Origin of the sequence: Pseudomonas campi (assembly GCF_013200955.2) — a bacterium.
Classification (GTDB): domain Bacteria; phylum Pseudomonadota; class Gammaproteobacteria; order Pseudomonadales; family Pseudomonadaceae; genus Aquipseudomonas; species Aquipseudomonas campi.
Genome location: NZ_CP053697.2, coordinates 3884037 through 3898756, shown reverse-complemented (window position 1 = coordinate 3898756; position 14720 = coordinate 3884037). Strand labels below are relative to the sequence as shown.

Genomic DNA, 14720 nt, shown 5'->3' with positions numbered 1-14720 from the left:
GGCGTCCTCAGGCGACCTTTTTCGCGGCAACGAAGGCAGCCAGGCTGGCCACGTTGGCGAAATGTTGGCGGGTGTCCTTGGCTTCGGCGTCGATCTTGATGCCGAAACGTTTCTGGATCGCCAGGCCCAGCTCGAGGGCGTCCACCGAATCCAGGCCCAGGCCGTCACCGAACAGGGTCAGGTCGGCGGCGATGTCTTCGGCCACCATGTCTTCGAGGCCGAGGGCTTCGATGATCAGGTTCTTGATCTCAGTTTGCAGATCGCTCATCTGTTGCGAGCTCCTTCATAAAGTGTTGGTGCAGATGGTCGTTGAGTTTGCGCGAGGCGATGGGCAGCGGGGCCTGCGCGGTGAATTGCTGTGGGTCGATATCCTCGCCCACACGCAGGCGAAAGTGAAAACGGCGCGACGGAATGCTGTACCAGGGCTCGGCCTTGGTCAGGGTGGTCGGGCTGACGCTGATCACCACCGGGGTGACCAGGCGTGCGCCGCGCACGGCAATGGCCGCGGCGCCACGATGAAATTCCGGGGTGTGCCCCGGCGTGGTGCGCGTGCCTTCGGGGAAGATCACCAGGGTCTGGCCTTCCTGCAGGGCGCCGGCGGCCTCGTCGAGCATGTCCATGCTGCCGCTGTTGCTGATGAAACCGGCGGCGCGGATCGGTCCGCGCATGCTCGGGTTGTCCCACAGGCTCTGTTTGACCACGCAGTTGGCATCGCGGATGAAGGCGATCAGCACCACCACGTCGATCAACGAGGGGTGGTTGGCGATCACCATCTGCCCGGGGCGGCCGAGGCGTTCGATGCCTTCGACTTCGTAGGTCAGTACGCCGCTGTGGTACATGAAGCGCACGAACTTGTAGAAGGTCCAGCTGACCACGGCGCGCGCACGGGTGCGCCGGGTCAGGGCATCGCCGGGCAGCAAGCTGAGCAATGGGAATACCAGCACGCGCAGCAGTACGCCGCCGATGCCGAACAGGCTGAAGCTGGCGGCCGTGGCGAACAGGCGCCAGAGGTAGGGCGCGCTGCGCGGGCTCAGGCCGTGTTGCGAGACCATGTCCATTGCCTGTTCTTCCAGTGGTGGTGCAGGGAGGTTTGCCCGTTGCCCAGGGCGCGAACCAGTTCGAGCGCATGCGGCCAGGTGCTGCGCGGCCCGCTGCCGGGCTGCAGGCTCAGTTGCCAGTCGTTGCCGGGCGTCAGCAGCAGGGCGACGGCGTAGGAAAACGGCACGTCGTCGATAAAGGGGGCGTACAGCGCCGGCGGGGTTTCTTCGGCAACCACCAGCAGTACGGCGGGCGCACCGTCGCCGAGCAGGCTGGCGGCTTCCAGCAGGCCCTGTTCGAGGCCATCGCCTTCGCCGGCCAGGGCGCTCATTTCGCTGCTGTCGGCGCGCAGGATCGACCACAGGCCGATGATCGCGTTATGCACGGAGAGGCTGAACTGGGTCGGCGACAGCGGCTCGTTGCGCGCCAGGTCGGCGAGGATGTTCAGGGTGCGCGGGGTTTCCCCATGCCGGCTGACGAACACCAGCGGCAGCGGGCCCTGGGTTTCGGCGATGGGCCAGGACACATGGAACAGCATGCGCGCCAGACGGCTCAGGCGGCGGCGTTGCATGGCGGGGAGAAAGCTGACATCTGGCTGCTGGCCTTCATCGGCGGGCGCGAAAGGCGCCTGCTGCCAGGCCTGCCAGTCATCCACGGTGTCGAGGCTAGGTGCCCAGGCGCGCCATTGATCGATCTTGAAATAAGTCACGCGGCGCACTCTTCCCGGCCCCTTGCGGCCTTCCTTGTCTACGGCGAAACCCCCGCCGGCAGTGGAATTGCGGTCGGGGTCATGGCGAGGTGCCGGCATTATCCCGTCCCGGCCCGACCTGTGCAAACTTTGACACAATTGAGGCGCCAGGCGGTTTTTTGCCCGATTTTGCGATTTCCTCGCCCTTGTCATGCGCTTTGCATAGAATCCACCCCATTCGGGCTCAGGGAGGTGTGACATGCGGCGTGTTGTGTTTAATCAGAAAGGCGGTGTGGGCAAGTCGAGCATTGCCTGCAACCTGGCAGCGGTAAGCGCAGCGGAGGGCTATCGCACCCTGCTGGTCGACCTGGATGCCCAGGCCAACTCGACCCATTACCTGACCGGCCTGACTGGCGACGACATCCCCATGGGGATTGCCGAGTTCTTCAAGCAGTCGCTGTCGTCGTTTGCCAAGAAAGGTACGGTGGACATCTACGAGACGCCGTTCGACAACCTGCATGTGGTCACCGCCACCGCCGAGCTGGCCGATCTGCAGCCCAAGCTCGAGGCCAAACACAAGATCAACAAGCTGCGCAAACTGCTGGAAGAACTGGGCGAGGAATACGACCGGATCTACCTGGATACCCCGCCAGCGTTGAACTTCTATACCGTTTCCGCGCTGATCGCCGCCGACCGTGTGCTGATTCCTTTCGACTGCGACAGTTTTTCCCGCCAGGCCCTGTACGGCCTGCTGCGTGAGATCGAGGAGCTCAAGGCAGACCACAACGAGGGCCTGGAAGTCGAAGGCATCGTGGTCAACCAGTTCCAGCCCCGGGCGACCCTGCCGCAGCAACTGCTCGATGAGCTGATCGAGGAAGGTCTGCCGGTATTGCCGGTCAATTTGATGAGCTCGGTGCGCATGCGCGAGTCGCACCAGGCCTGCATTCCGCTGATCTACCTGGACCGCAGCCACAAGCTGACCCAGCAGTTTGTCGAACTGCACAAGCTGCTGGAAAACGGCGCCTGACGATAGGCCAAGAATGAACAAAGGCGCCCGAGGGCGCCTTTCTTGTTTCTGACTTGAAAGCCTGCGAGCTAGAGCCAGGCTAGGCGCAACGACCAGCGGGAGTAACAGCCGAAGGCTGGCCCGGAGGGTAAGCGCCAGCGAATAAATCGGGTGAGGGCGCGGAGTTTACGCCTGTAAATGAGCAGTACTCATTGCACTCGCCCTTCGGGCCGCGCTGAAGCGCGTTAGTCGCAAGCGACTTTCCGAACCCGATTGACCAACCTTCGGCTGTTACTGCGTTGCAACAACGCCTGGCCGACGCGCAGCTGGTTTTCAACGCACCACGAAGATGTCGCACGGTGCCTTGTGCAAAAAGTGCTGGGCCAGGCTGCCGAGCAGTGCCTGGGACAACGCGCCGCGGCCATGGCAACCGAGAGCCAGCAATTGCGGCTGGCGCGTATTGATGCATTCCTGCAGGCCGCGCAGGATGCTGCCCTGCTTGATTTCATAGGACAGGCTCGGGCTGCCCGGCGGCAGTTGCGCGGTCTCATCGGCAATCAGCTGATCGATCAGGGCGTGCTGGGTGGCTACCTGAGTGGCGCTATCGGCCTGCTTCTTCTGGGGTTCGAAGACGTGCAGGGCATGGATATTGGCCTCGGCCGGCAACAGCTGGCAGGCGCGGTTGAGTGCGGTGCAGGCACACAGGGAGAAATCCAGGGCCGATAGCGCGCTGCTGTAGGGCGTCGCTTCGTCACGGGCCACCAGCAACAGCGGCACCGTGCAGCGCCGGGCAATACGGTCGAGGGTGGTGCCGGAGAAGAACTCGTGGCGCTGGTGGTGGGCGCCCAGTACCAGCAGGTCGGCACCGAGCAGTTGCACCTGTTCCAGCACAGCATCGGATGGCTTGCCGTGGCAGAGTTTGAGCTCACTGCCGGGTGGGGCGAACTGGGTGAGGCTGTTGTCCAGGCTCTGTTGGACCTTCTCCTGTTCGGCTTGGCTGAGGCCACCGTCGAGGACATGCAGCAGGGTCAGGCGGGCATTGTGCTGGCGGGCCAGCTGCGTGGCGCGGCGTAGGGCGAGGTCGGCAGTGCTGCGCAGGTCATGGGCAATAAGGATGTGTCTGATCATCTGGTGTTCCCCTCTGCGTAGCGAACTCCCGCCACGCTGTAAAACCTCTATTGGGTTCTTAATCTGGCTCCCATTGATAGACCTGCTTTTGATTTACGGCAAGTCCCGTGCGTCTGGGTTTTTCAATTGTGCGGGGCTTTTCTCCGTGCGCTGCCGCGTTTTTGTCCTGCTGCAATCACTCGATGGTTTCCTGCCGGTCGAGGGTCTTCTGTCGCAGCCAGTCGTTGAAGGCGCGCAGCAACCCATCCAGCTCGTTGTCCAGCAGTTGCAGTTGCAGCTCGATCTGCGCCTGATCGCCGCGCTGGATGGCGTCCTCCAGGCGCAGGGTCAGGGGTGGCAAGCTGACCGCGCCGAGGCTGCCAAGGCTGCCGCGCAGGTTGTGGATCAGGCTGATGGCGTCGGCCTCGCGGCCTTCCTGCAGGGCGGTGGCGGTTTGCCGGAGCGGCTCGTTGCCACGGGCGATCAGTTCCTTCACCAGAGCACGCAGGGTCTGGTTCATCTGCGGGTTGACCGTGCAGAGCAGGTCGAGGGTGTCCACGGCCAGCAGCGTCGAGCTTTCGCCGGGCAGCGGCAGGTGGGTGCCGATTGCCTTGAGATCGCCAGGGGTATAACGCAGGCGTTTGAGGCTGCTCAGCAGGGCGCTGACATCCACTGGTTTGGCGATGAACAGGTCCATGCCGGCCTGCTCGCACTCGTCGCGTTCGGCAGGGCTGACGCCTGCGCTCATGGCCACCACCGGCAGGCGCAGGCGCAGATCCTGACGAATGATACGGGTGGCGGTGATGCCGTCCATTCCGGGCATCTGCACGTCCATCAAGATCAGGTCGAAGGCCTCGGGCTGTTGGCGCAGCAGATCGAGGGCATGGCGGCCATCGCTGGCCAGGGTCAGTCGGGCGCCCTGCTGTTCGAGGATGCCCTGGGTGACGATCTGATCCAGCAGGTTGTCTTCCACCAGCAGGATGCGCATGGCCTGCAATTCGCGCCGCGCCGCCGGTTCGCTGTTGCTGGCTGTCGTGTGTGGCTGGCTCAGGGTTTCCTGGAGTACGCCGAGCAGGCTGGAGCGGGTCACCGGCTTGAGCAGCAGGTCGTTGACCGGCAGCTGGCGGCCATTGGTGGTGAGGTGCTCGCGGGCGAAGGCGTTGACCATCAGCAGGCTGGGCGGCAGGGCTGTCGGCGAACTCTCGGCGAGCATGGCGAGGGTCTGCAGGCCGTTGAGCTCGGCCATGTTCCAGTCGACCAGCAGCAGGTCATAGGGCTGCTGTGCCGTGCCGGCCTGCTGGAACAGCAGTTGCGCCACCGAACCGGAGTCGGCCTGGTCGACCTGGCAGTGCAGGCTCTCGAGCAGTTGCTGGAGGATCTGCCGGCTTTTCTGGTTGTCGTCCACCAGCAACACGCGCAGGTCGTGCAAGGGTTCGGGCAGGTCCGGCAGGGGCGACTCGTCGAGTGTCGCGGCTAAAGGCAGGCTGAACTGGAATGCACTGCCCTGGCTGGGGGTGCTGCGCACATCCATGCGCCCGCCCATCAGCTCTACCAGGCGGGCACTGATTTCCAGTCCCAGGCCGACATCGGCGTGCCGGCGCGACTGGCTGGCGTCTTCCTGGGTGAAGACCTCGTGCAGGTTGTTCAGTTGGGCCTGGCTCATGCCGATGCCGCTATCGGTGACGCTGAACAGCAGCTGTTGCTCTTCGCCAGACGCTTGCCGCTCGATGCGCAGTTCGATCTCGCCCTGCTGGGTGTACTTGATGGCATTGGCGACCAGGTTGACCAGCACCTGTTGCAGACGTTGGCGATCGGCCTGCAGCTGTTGCGGCACGTCGGGCGCCACCTGGATGAGCAGTTCCACATCGCGATTGCCGGCCAGCAGGGTCATCAGCGAGGCCATCTGCCGCAGCAACTCTTGCAGTTCGAATTGCACCGGCTCCAGTTGCAGGCGCCCGGCTTCGATCTTGGAAAAGTCGAGGATGTCGCTGATCACCGCCAGCAGCGACTTGCCGGCATCGCGCAGCATGTCCAGGTACTTGCGTTGGGTGGCGTTGAGCTCGGTGTTGCCGAGCAGGTGGGCGATACCCAGTACGCCATTCATCGGGGTGCGGATCTCCCGGCTCATGTTGGCGAGGAACTCGCTCTTGGTGCGATTGGCCTTCTCCGCAGCGATGCGCAGCAGGTTGAGCTTGTGCTGGGCTTCGACCTTGTCGTTGATGTCGTCGATCTGCACGATCAGCTCGTCGGCGCCGGCATGGCCGGGCAGGTGCGCCACGGTGACATGGGCCCAGAACGGCTGGCCGTCGTGGCGCAGCAGGCGCTTGTCGAGGGCGTAGTAGGCAATCTCGCCGGCCAGTAGCTCCGCGAGCTTGTCGTGGCTGCTGGTGCGGTCATCGGGATGGCTGAGGTCGAGGTGGTGCATGCCGAGCAGCTGCGCGCGCGGGTAGCCGAACATCTCGCACAGGCGGCTGTTGGCTTCGCAGATCTGCCCCTGGGCATTGGCCAGGGCCACGCCGGTGCCGGCAAACGCCAGGGCGCCGCGGAAGCGTTGCTCGCTGATGCGAAAGTCGTTCTCGCGCTGGCGCGCCTGCTGCAGACTGCTGGCCAGCAGCAGGGCCGGCAGCATGACCAGCAGGATCGGCAGGTACAGCAGCAGGTTCTGCCATTGCGCAATGAACGGTGGCGGAAGGAAGTAGCCGAATGACAGCAGGGCGCTGACCAGCAGGGCCACGCAGAGGTTGAACAGGGCGACATTGATCACGTTCAGGTACAGCGCGGCGAGGATCAGCGGCACGCTCAGGTAAACGAACGGGAACGGCAGGAACAGCAGGGCCAGGATGCTCACGCCCATGCTCAGCATCAGCAGCGCCGGGGTCAGCAGTGGGTCCAGCGCTGCCAGCAAGGCGGCGCTGCCACGCTGGCGCCAGATCAGCGCCAACGGCAGCACGGCCACCGCGCCGGTGCAGGCGCTGGCGAACCAGCCCAGCCAGAGGTCGCGGTAGCTGCCCATGTGTCCCTGGCCGAGTAGCAGGGCGCCCAGGCTGGCGCTGGCGAGGACCGGCCAGAAGCAGCCATTGAGCAGTACGGCCAGCAGTGCCCGCGGGTTTTCAGTGAAGTTGTCGGCCATGCCGCAGCGTTGCACCAGCCAGGCGGCCAGGGTGGCTTCACAGAGGTTTGCCGCGGTGAAATACAGGGCAATGCGCAGGGGGTCGCCAAACAGCAACTCGCAGACGATGTTGGTCAGGGCTACGGCCAGCAGCAGCAATGGCCAGCGGCGCAGCGGATGCATCACCAGGAAGGCGCAGGCGATGGCGTTGGCGGGCCACAGGTTGGCCATGCTCGACGGTTGCCGGGTCAGGTACAGGGCCAACAGGGCGGCGCCGGTGTAGCACAGGGCCAGCAGCAGGGCTTCGCGCAGCAGAGATGGCTGGCGGCTGTTCATGATGGCTGTACGCGGCGTTGGCGCCGGTAGGCGAGGAAGGCCAGCAGGCCGGTGAGCGCCAGGAGGCCCAGGCCGACTGCGGCGAGCAGCAGGTAGCCGGGCTGTTTGCTGGTGCCCGGTAGTTGCTCCAACCAGGGCTGCATCAACTCTTCGCGTTCGGCCAGGCTGAGGGAGTGCAGGCCGGCTTCGAGGATGCGCCCCAGTTCGGGCCAGTCCTTGCGGTAGGCAAAACTCAGCGGGTAGTTGAAGCCGATCCCCGTGCCGATCTGCAGGCTCTGGAAGGCCTCTTCCTGGAGCAGGTAGCTGGCGCTGCCCAGGTCCATCACCACCGCGGCAACCTGGCGTTTCTGCAGGGCTTGCAGGCCGGCGCGATCGGTCGGCAGGGCCAGCCATTGCACCGTGGGATAGCTGTCGCGGACAAAACGCTCGACCGCATAGCCATCACCCACGGCCACGCGCATGCCGGCCAGTTGCTTGAGGGTCAGGCTGTTGCGCTGTTCGCCGCGCAGCACCAGCACCGTGGGGACCTCTACATAAGGTGAAGTGAAGGCCAGGTATTCGGCCCGCTCGGCGGTCGGGCGCAGCGAGGTGAGCAGGTCGAGATGGCCGCGCCGGGCCTGGTCGAGCAGTTCGTTCAGCGGCAGCGCCGGCTGTTGCTGCAGGGGCAGACCGAGGCGCTCCTGGAGGATGCGCAGCACATCATGGGAGAGGCCCTGGGCCTGACGCTGTGCGTCAACGAAGATGAACGGCGCGTAGTCGGCCTCGGCCGCCCAGTTGATTGTCGGGTGACTAGCCAGCCATTGCTGCAGCTCCGGCTCCAGTTGCAGCGGTGCGGCCGCCAGCCGGGTGCAGGCCAGTACGAGCAGAAGCAGAGGGAGGAGACGCCGCAAGCGTTGCATGTCCAGCCGGTCCTTCAGCGTCCTGCTGTGGTGGTTGAACGAGGATGGGGCCTACCGTGCGGGCGCTGTTCCATCAGGGTAGCTGCTCTGTCGGCGGTTGCAGAGTTGATCCGCTATCCCTGCATCAGTGGCGACGCAGCTGATAAAGCGCCTGGCTGATGGCGACCACCTCGCCGTTGCTATCGGTCAGTTGCAGTTCCAGGCGGTATTCGGCCTTGCCCTCGCGCTCGGCTGTGTCCTGGATGCTGGCGATCTGTTCGGCGCTCAGGCTGGCCTCGACCAGGATGTCGCTGCTGGCCGGGCGGCGAAAGCGCAGGTTGATTTCCTTGATCAGCGGATAGAAACGCTGCACGTCGAAGCTGGTGAGAAACAGTGCGCCGCCGGGGATTTCCGCCAGGGTGAACAGGGCGCCGGCGTACATGCTGCCGATATGGTTCTGGTTGCCCTGCAGCGGCATGCGCAGGCGCACATGGCCGGGTTCCAGCAGCTCGGCCTTCAGCCCGCTGCGTTTGACGAAGTCGATCTTCTCTTCGGTAAAGACACGGGCCATTTCGGCGGGCAGTGGCATGGGCGGCGTTCCTGCTGGGAGATGCCGCCAGCCTAGCGTCTGCCGGGGGCGCGGCAATGACAGCTGTGCTCGTCGGGGCTGACCGATTCGCTCAGATGCCCTGCTGGCGCAACCAGCCAAACAGTTGCGGCAGGGGCAGGGCACCGCTCTGCCGGGCCACCTCCACACCGCCCTTGAGCAGGATCAGCGTGGGGATCGAGCGGATGCCCATTTCTGCCGACAGTTGCGGATTGGCTTCGCTGTCCAGCTTGGCCAGGCGGCAGTGGCCCTGCAGCTGCGCGGCGGCCTGTTCATAGATGGGGGCAAAGCTGCGGCAGGGGCCGCACCAGCTGGCCCAGACATCGATCAGCAGCGGCAGGTCGCCCTTGTTCTGCGCGTCGAAGCTGGCCTGGGTCAGGTCGAAGGGCTTGCTCGGCAGCACCTCGGCCTTGCAGCGGCCGCAGCGTGGCGCATCGCTCAGGCGCTCGGCGGGAATGCGATTGAGGCCGTTGCAGTGCGGGCAGGGGATCAGCAGGGGATTGGACATGGGCGACTCCAGAGGCGGTATGCCTAATCTGGAGTCGCTTGCGCGGATATCAAGGGCGATCAGCCCGCCGCAGCGTCCAACGCCTGGGCCAGGTCGGCGAGGATGTCGTCGCTGTGCTCGATGCCGATCGACAGGCGCACCATGTCGCGCGGCACGCCGGCGCGCTCCAGCTCCTCGTCATTCAGCTGGCGGTGGGTGGTCGAGGCCGGGTGGCAGGCCAGTGACTTGGCGTCGCCGATATTGACCAGGCGCACCACCAGCTTCAGTGCGTCGATAAAGCGCGCGCCGGCTGCCTGGCCGCCGACGATACCGAAGGAGAGGATCGAGGCCGGTTTGCCGCCGGTGTAGCGCAGGGCCAGTGCATGCTCGGGGTGATCGGGCAGACCAGCGTATTTCACCCAGGCCACCTGCGGGTGGTTCTGCAGGTAGTGCGCCACCTTCAGCGCGTTCTCGCAATGGCGCTCCATGCGCAACGCCAGGGTCTCCAGGCCTTGCAGGATAAGGAAGGCATTGAACGGCGACAGCGCCGCGCCAGTGTTGCGCAGCGGCACCACGCGGCAGCGACCGATAAAGGCGGCGGGGCCGAAGGCCTCGGTGTAGGTCACGCCGTGGTAGGACGGGTCCGGGGTATTGAGGAGCGGGAAGCGCGCCTTGTGCTCGGCCCAGGGGAACTTGCCGGAGTCGACCACGATGCCACCGATGCTCGTGCCGTGGCCGCCGATGTATTTGGTCAGCGAGTGTACGACGATGTCGGCGCCATGCTCGAACGGCCGGCAGAGGATCGGTGTGGCCACGGTGTTGTCGACGATCAGCGGCACGCCGTGGCGGTGTGCGGCGTCGGCCAGGGCCTGCAGGTCGACGATATTGCCGGCCGGGTTGCCGATGGATTCGCAGAATACCGCCTTGGTTTTGTCATCGATCAGCGCTTCGAGGGCGGCGATGTCGTCATGGGCGGCGAAGCGGGTCTGGATGCCGAAGCGCGGCAGGGTGTGGGCCAGCAGGTTGTAGGTGCCGCCATACAGCTTGGCCACCGAAACAATGTTGTCGCCGACCTCGGCCAGGGTCTGGATGGCGTAGGTGATGGCCGCCATGCCGGAGGCCACGGCCAGCGCACCGACGCCGCCTTCCAGGGCCGCCACTCGCTCTTCGAGCACGGCATTGGTCGGGTTCATGATGCGTGAATAGATGTTGCCGGCGACCTTCAGGTCGAACAGGTCGGCACCATGCTGGGTGTCGTCGAAGGCAAAGGAGCTGGTCTGGTAGATCGGCACCGCCACCGCCTTGGTGGTCGGGTCGGGGCTGTAGCCGGCGTGGATGGCCAGGGTTTCCAGTTTCATGCGCGCGTTCCTTCAGGGCAGAGTGGAAGGTTCGCAGCATGGAGAAAGCAGCAAGGCCCGGTCAATGCGCGGGAGCAATGAAACGGGCCTTGGGTTAGATCGATATGTTCGCCGCTTATGCCGCTACACCGGCACCAGTGGCCAGAACCAGGGGATCACGAAGCTGGCCACCACCCAGAGAATCAGGTTGAGCGGAATACCGACCTTCATGAAGTCGGTAAAGCGGTAGCCGCCGGCGTTGTAGACGAAGGTGTTGGTCTGGTAACCGATAGGCGTGGCGAAGCTGGCGCTGGCGGCGAACATCACCGCGACCACAAAGGCGCGGGGGTCGACGCCCAGGTGCTGGGCCATGCCGATGGCAATCGGGGTGACCAGCACGGCGACTGCGTTGTTCGACAGCACTTCGGTGAGGATCGAGGTGAACAGGTAGATGAATGACAGCATCAGCAACGGCCCGGCCCACGGCAGCCAGCCCATGAGGTTCTCCACCATCAGCTTGACCAGACCGACCTTGTCCATGGCGATGCTGATGGCCAGCATGCCGAAGATCAGGCTGAGAATCTTCCAGTCCACCGCCTTGTAGGCGTCGTCCACATCCAGGCAGCGGGTGGCCAGTACGGTCACTGCGCCAATGATCGCCAGACCCTCGATAGGCATCACACCGAAGGCGGCCAGCAGCATCACGGCCAGGGTGGCAATGATCGCAATCGGCGCCTTCTCGCGGCGGAAGGAGCGCTCTTGCACGGTGTTGAGACTGATCAGCTCGCCGTTGTCGGCAAAGCGCTTGATCTGTGCCGGGGTGCCTTCGACCAGCATCACGTCACCGAACTGCAGCTGGAATTCGTCCAGGTTGCCAGAGACGTTTTCGTCCTGGCGATGCACGGCCAGCACGGCGATGCCGTAGCGCGCGGTGAGGTCGAGATCGCGCATGGGGCGGTTGCTGTAGCGCGAGTTGCGTCCGACGATGGCCTCGGCCAGCACTACATCGTGGCTGCTGATGGTCTCGAAGGCTTCGCTGCGGTTGAAGCTCAGGTGGCCGCTGCCGCGCAGCTCGACCACGTCCTTGACCTGGCCATGGATCACCAGTTGGTCGCCGGCGGCCAGCAGGGTGTCATGGGCCGGCTCGGTGAACTCTTCCTGGTCGCGGAAGATCTTCAGCACCTGCAGGCCGCTGCCGCCATTGAGGTTGGCCTCGCCGAGGGTCTTGCCGATCATCGGCGAGTCGTGCGGTACCAGCAGCTCGCTCATGAAGGTGCGATCCAGATCCGGGCGCAGCTGCTTGGACAGCGTCTCGCGCTCGGGCAGCAGGTGGCGGCCGATGGTCAGCAGGTAGGCCATGCCAGCGGCGGCGAGAATCAGGCCGGCACCGGTGATTTCGAAGATGCCGAAGGGTTCCAGGCCGGCCTTGCGCGCCACGCCGTCGACCAGAATGTTGGTCGAGGTGCCGATCATGGTCAGGGTGCCGCCGAGGATGGTGGCGTAGGACAGCGGGATCAGCAGTTTCGATGGCAGGGTGCCGGCCCGGCGCGCCAGGGAAATCGCCACCGGAGTGAGGATGGCCACCACCGGGGTGTTGTTGAGGAAAGCGGAGATCACCAGGGCGGTCAGGGTCAGCCCGGTGAGTACACGAATCGGGCTGGTGCCGACCAGGTCGCCGAGCCAGTTGCCCAGGGCGTCGATGCAGCCGGTGCGCTCCAGCGCGGCGGACAGCACGAACATGCAGGCGATGGTCACCGGCGCCGAGTTGCTCAGCACGCTGAGCACTTCCGCCGGGGTCAGCAGCTGGGTAATCAGCAGGGCGGCCACGGCGATGGCGGCGACAATGTCCGGACTCCATTTCTCACGGACAAAGGCAACCAGCACCCAAACCAGCAGGGCAGCGACGAAAATCAGGGGGAGTGAGTCCCAGGACATGGGCTTCCTTAAGCGTGCGAATCTCGTATGAGGTATCGGGCACGCGCTAGGCGGCCGCACAGGGGCGAAAAGATAATGGGCTTCGCTTAGATAGTCTAAGAATGTTTAAGCAGGTTTATATTCCAATATTTTTGGTTTAGTGTTCCTGGCTCACATTGCCCTAGCCGTTGAACGGGCATGTCGAGTCAGAATTTTTCAGCCAGGCAGGAGTGGTAATGAACAGGGTGGAACCCTCGATCGGCTCGATCAGTTTGTATGAGACGAATCCGTACCTTTCACCTGACGCGGGACTGTTAGATGAGGCTTCGTCAGTGCAGCCGGTGCCTCGGCTCTTCGATTTTTCCGGACGCTTGTCGCTTTCCCGGTTTTGGCTTTGGCACCTGATCTTTGCGGTCTGCATTCCTTGGACGCTTCTGTTCGTTTTGTATTTAGGGTTGCGGCACAATCTTTATGCACTGATAGGTGCCTGTTTGGCCGTAATTATCCCGAGTGCCCTGCTGGAACTTGGGCTGCTGATGAGGCGCGCTCGTGATGTGGCGATTCATCCAGGATGGGGAGCCTTTGCTCTGCTGGTTCCGCTGGTCGGCAGCCTGGTATGGCTTTTTCTGGGATTGATTCCAGGGGGTAAGCGGCAGAACCGCTATGGCGCCGCCAATCCCCCGTTGCCACTGTGGGCAAAGCTGCTTATTCCGATGCTTTTACTGGGGGTTCCCTGTGCAGGAATGATGGTTGGTCTTGCATATCCGGAGCTGATGAAGACTCTTCCGCTCGCGTTTTAATTGCTCAGAAGGCTGGCCCCTGTGGCCGGCTCACTGTTAGGCCGACTTTCCGAGTCACCTGTCAATGAAGCTTACCGATCGCCCCGGCAATGCCACCCTGGTTCTCCTCGCTTCCCTCTACTGTGCCCAGGGCTTGCCGTCCGGCCTGGTGGCGCATTCGCTGCCGGTGCTGCTACGCCAGCATGGCGTCGATCTGGGGCTGATCGGCCTGCTCAAGCTGCTGGCCTTGCCCTGGCTGCTCAAGGTGCTCTGGGCGCCGTGGGTCGACCGGATGGGTTCGTCGCGTCTGGGTCATCACCGCGGCTGGATCCTGCCCCTGCAGGGCACGGTGATCCTCTGCCTCGGTGGCTTGGCGCTGCTGGCGCCGCACTTGCTGTTCGGCAGTGCGTTCTGGTTGCTGCTCGGCTTGCTGCTGCTGATCAACCTGGCGGCCGCCAGCCAGGACGTGGCCACCGACGGTCTGGCGGTGCGCTTGCTGCCGGCGCGCTGGCGCGGCCTGGGCAACAGCCTGCAGGTGGGCGGCTACAAGGTCGGCATGCTCGCCAGCGGCAGCGGCCTGCTGTTGCTGATCGGCCCGCTGGGCTGGAACCTCAGCATCGCCCTGCTGGCCGTGGGTCTGTTGCTGCTGACCCTGCCGATCTGGCGCTTTCGCGAACGTCAGCTGCTGCCGCGCCACGCCGCCCTGGCTGAGCCGGCCGGCCCCGGCCTGCTGCTGCGCCACTACCGTGGCTTGCTGGCGCAGCCCGGCATGCTCGCCTGGTTGCTGGTGGTGCTGACCTTCAAGCTTGGCGATGCCCTCGGCTCGCCGATGATCAAGCCGATGCTGGTGGACCAGGGCTGGGATACCGCCGCGCTGGGCCAGCTGACCCTGATCAGCAGCCTCGCCGGGATCGGCGGCGCACTGCTCGGCGGCTTGCTGTATGCGCGGCTGGGCGCTTTGCGTTCGCTGCTGGCGTTCGGCGCGCTGCAGGCGCTGGGCCTCGCCGGCATGGCCCTGCTGGTCGGGGCGGGCGGCAAGCCGCTGCTGGTCTATGCGTTGTGCCTGTTCGAGCAGGCGGCCGATGGCATGTCCACGGTCGCCCTGTTCGCCGTGATGATGAGCATGTGCCGTGCCGAGCATGAAGGTGCGGACTTTACCCTGCAGGCCAGCACGCAGATTCTGCTGGCCGGCCTGGTGGGCGCCTGCAGCGGGGTACTGGCCAAACTGCTGGGTTATCAGGCGCTGTTTGTCGGCGCCGGGGTGCTGGCGGCGGCGATGCTGGGGCTGGTCCTGTGGTACTTCCTGCGGGTCAGGCAGACGGTGGTCGTTGCGTAGCGAGGCACGGACGTTGAGTCGGACGGGTGAAACCCGCGCCTGCCACACGCGGGTTTCACCCGCCCTACGGCTTCAGCCATGCAGCCTATGACGCAGAT

Annotated in this window: 13 protein-coding genes; 3 read left to right on the top strand and 10 right to left on the bottom strand. The window is 64.6% G+C overall.

Features of this window, described 5'->3' with window-relative positions; translation table 11 throughout:
* Positions 1–7: 7 nt before the first annotated feature.
* The 3 genes from HNE05_RS17940 to HNE05_RS17930 are packed head-to-tail and all read right to left on the bottom strand — an operon-like array spanning position 8 to position 1747.
* Positions 8–268 carry a phosphopantetheine-binding protein gene (locus HNE05_RS17940; protein WP_173209871.1) on the bottom strand — a complete coding sequence of 87 codons (261 nt, stop codon included), beginning with the start codon at positions 266–268 and terminating at the stop codon, positions 8–10.
* On the bottom strand, positions 249–1058 hold the full coding sequence (locus tag HNE05_RS17935; RefSeq protein WP_173209869.1) for a lysophospholipid acyltransferase family protein: 810 nt from the start codon (positions 1056–1058) through the stop codon (positions 249–251). Before HNE05_RS17935 ends, HNE05_RS17940 begins: the two co-directional genes overlap by 20 nt.
* Positions 1031–1747, bottom strand: coding sequence for a beta-ketoacyl synthase chain length factor (locus HNE05_RS17930; RefSeq protein WP_240008775.1), 717 nt, complete (start codon positions 1745–1747; stop codon positions 1031–1033). The genes HNE05_RS17935 and HNE05_RS17930 overlap by 28 nt, the downstream gene beginning before the upstream one ends.
* A 238-nt stretch (positions 1748–1985) precedes the next feature.
* Here HNE05_RS17930 and HNE05_RS17925 point away from each other — a divergent pair, with 238 nt between their 5' ends.
* Positions 1986–2753, top strand: a complete 768-nt coding sequence (locus HNE05_RS17925; protein WP_173209865.1) for a ParA family protein — start codon at positions 1986–1988, stop codon at positions 2751–2753.
* 312 nt (positions 2754–3065) lie between these two features.
* On the opposite strand, the gene HNE05_RS17920 is transcribed toward HNE05_RS17925, so the two are convergent.
* From HNE05_RS17920 to HNE05_RS17890, 7 genes are all read right to left on the bottom strand, one after another.
* Positions 3066–3860 (bottom strand): universal stress protein, encoded by a 795-nt coding sequence (locus HNE05_RS17920; protein ID WP_173209863.1) that lies wholly within the window; start codon positions 3858–3860, stop codon positions 3066–3068.
* Positions 3861–4035: 175 nt separating this feature from the next.
* Positions 4036–7284, bottom strand: coding sequence for a response regulator (locus HNE05_RS17915; RefSeq protein ID WP_173209859.1), 3249 nt, complete (start codon positions 7282–7284; stop codon positions 4036–4038).
* Positions 7281–8183 carry a transporter substrate-binding domain-containing protein gene (locus HNE05_RS17910; protein WP_173209857.1) on the bottom strand — a complete coding sequence of 301 codons (903 nt, stop codon included), beginning with the start codon at positions 8181–8183 and terminating at the stop codon, positions 7281–7283. The genes HNE05_RS17915 and HNE05_RS17910 overlap by 4 nt, the downstream gene beginning before the upstream one ends.
* 124 nt (positions 8184–8307) lie before the next feature.
* Positions 8308–8751 (bottom strand): YiiD C-terminal domain-containing protein, encoded by a 444-nt coding sequence (locus HNE05_RS17905; RefSeq protein ID WP_173209855.1) that lies wholly within the window; start codon positions 8749–8751, stop codon positions 8308–8310.
* Between the two features lie 91 nt (positions 8752–8842).
* Entirely contained in the window at positions 8843–9277 is a 435-nt protein-coding gene (gene trxC / locus HNE05_RS17900; protein WP_173209853.1) for a thioredoxin TrxC, read from the bottom strand.
* A gap of 59 nt (positions 9278–9336) precedes the next feature.
* A complete protein-coding gene (locus HNE05_RS17895; RefSeq protein WP_173209851.1) occupies positions 9337–10614 on the bottom strand; it encodes a bifunctional O-acetylhomoserine aminocarboxypropyltransferase/cysteine synthase in 1278 nt (425 codons plus the stop codon).
* Positions 10615–10737: 123 nt separating this feature from the next.
* Positions 10738–12528: an SLC13 family permease gene (locus HNE05_RS17890; RefSeq protein ID WP_173209849.1), complete on the bottom strand. Its 1791-nt coding sequence runs from the start codon at positions 12526–12528 to the stop codon at positions 10738–10740.
* A 215-nt stretch (positions 12529–12743) separates the two neighbouring features.
* On the opposite strand from HNE05_RS17890, the gene HNE05_RS17885 reads away from it, so the two are divergent.
* Both HNE05_RS17885 and HNE05_RS17880 read left to right on the top strand, forming a co-directional pair.
* Positions 12744–13307, top strand: a complete 564-nt coding sequence (locus HNE05_RS17885) for a DUF805 domain-containing protein (protein WP_173209847.1) — start codon at positions 12744–12746, stop codon at positions 13305–13307.
* Positions 13308–13371: 64 nt separating this feature from the next.
* Positions 13372–14622, top strand: coding sequence for an MFS transporter (locus HNE05_RS17880; RefSeq protein ID WP_173209845.1), 1251 nt, complete (start codon positions 13372–13374; stop codon positions 14620–14622).
* The last annotated feature ends 98 nt before the right edge of the window (positions 14623–14720 follow it).

Excerpts from the sequence above, each read along its gene's own strand:
- HNE05_RS17940 (WP_173209871.1), bottom strand. The coding sequence starts at position 268 with ATGAGCGATCTGCAAACTGAGATCAAGAACCTGATCATCGAAGCCCTC.
- HNE05_RS17935 (WP_173209869.1), bottom strand. The coding sequence starts at position 1,058 with ATGGACATGGTCTCGCAACACGGCCTGAGCCCGCGCAGCGCGCCCTAC.
- HNE05_RS17925 (WP_173209865.1), top strand. The coding sequence starts at position 1,986 with ATGCGGCGTGTTGTGTTTAATCAGAAAGGCGGTGTGGGCAAGTCGAGC.
- HNE05_RS17920 (WP_173209863.1), bottom strand. The coding sequence starts at position 3,860 with ATGATCAGACACATCCTTATTGCCCATGACCTGCGCAGCACTGCCGAC.
- HNE05_RS17915 (WP_173209859.1), bottom strand. The coding sequence starts at position 7,284 with ATGAACAGCCGCCAGCCATCTCTGCTGCGCGAAGCCCTGCTGCTGGCC.
- HNE05_RS17910 (WP_173209857.1), bottom strand. The coding sequence starts at position 8,183 with ATGCAACGCTTGCGGCGTCTCCTCCCTCTGCTTCTGCTCGTACTGGCC.
- HNE05_RS17905 (WP_173209855.1), bottom strand. The coding sequence starts at position 8,751 with ATGCCACTGCCCGCCGAAATGGCCCGTGTCTTTACCGAAGAGAAGATC.
- trxC (WP_173209853.1), bottom strand. The coding sequence starts at position 9,277 with ATGTCCAATCCCCTGCTGATCCCCTGCCCGCACTGCAACGGCCTCAAT.
- HNE05_RS17895 (WP_173209851.1), bottom strand. The coding sequence starts at position 10,614 with ATGAAACTGGAAACCCTGGCCATCCACGCCGGCTACAGCCCCGACCCG.
- HNE05_RS17890 (WP_173209849.1), bottom strand. The coding sequence starts at position 12,528 with ATGTCCTGGGACTCACTCCCCCTGATTTTCGTCGCTGCCCTGCTGGTT.
- HNE05_RS17885 (WP_173209847.1), top strand. The coding sequence starts at position 12,744 with ATGAACAGGGTGGAACCCTCGATCGGCTCGATCAGTTTGTATGAGACG.
- HNE05_RS17880 (WP_173209845.1), top strand. The coding sequence starts at position 13,372 with ATGAAGCTTACCGATCGCCCCGGCAATGCCACCCTGGTTCTCCTCGCT.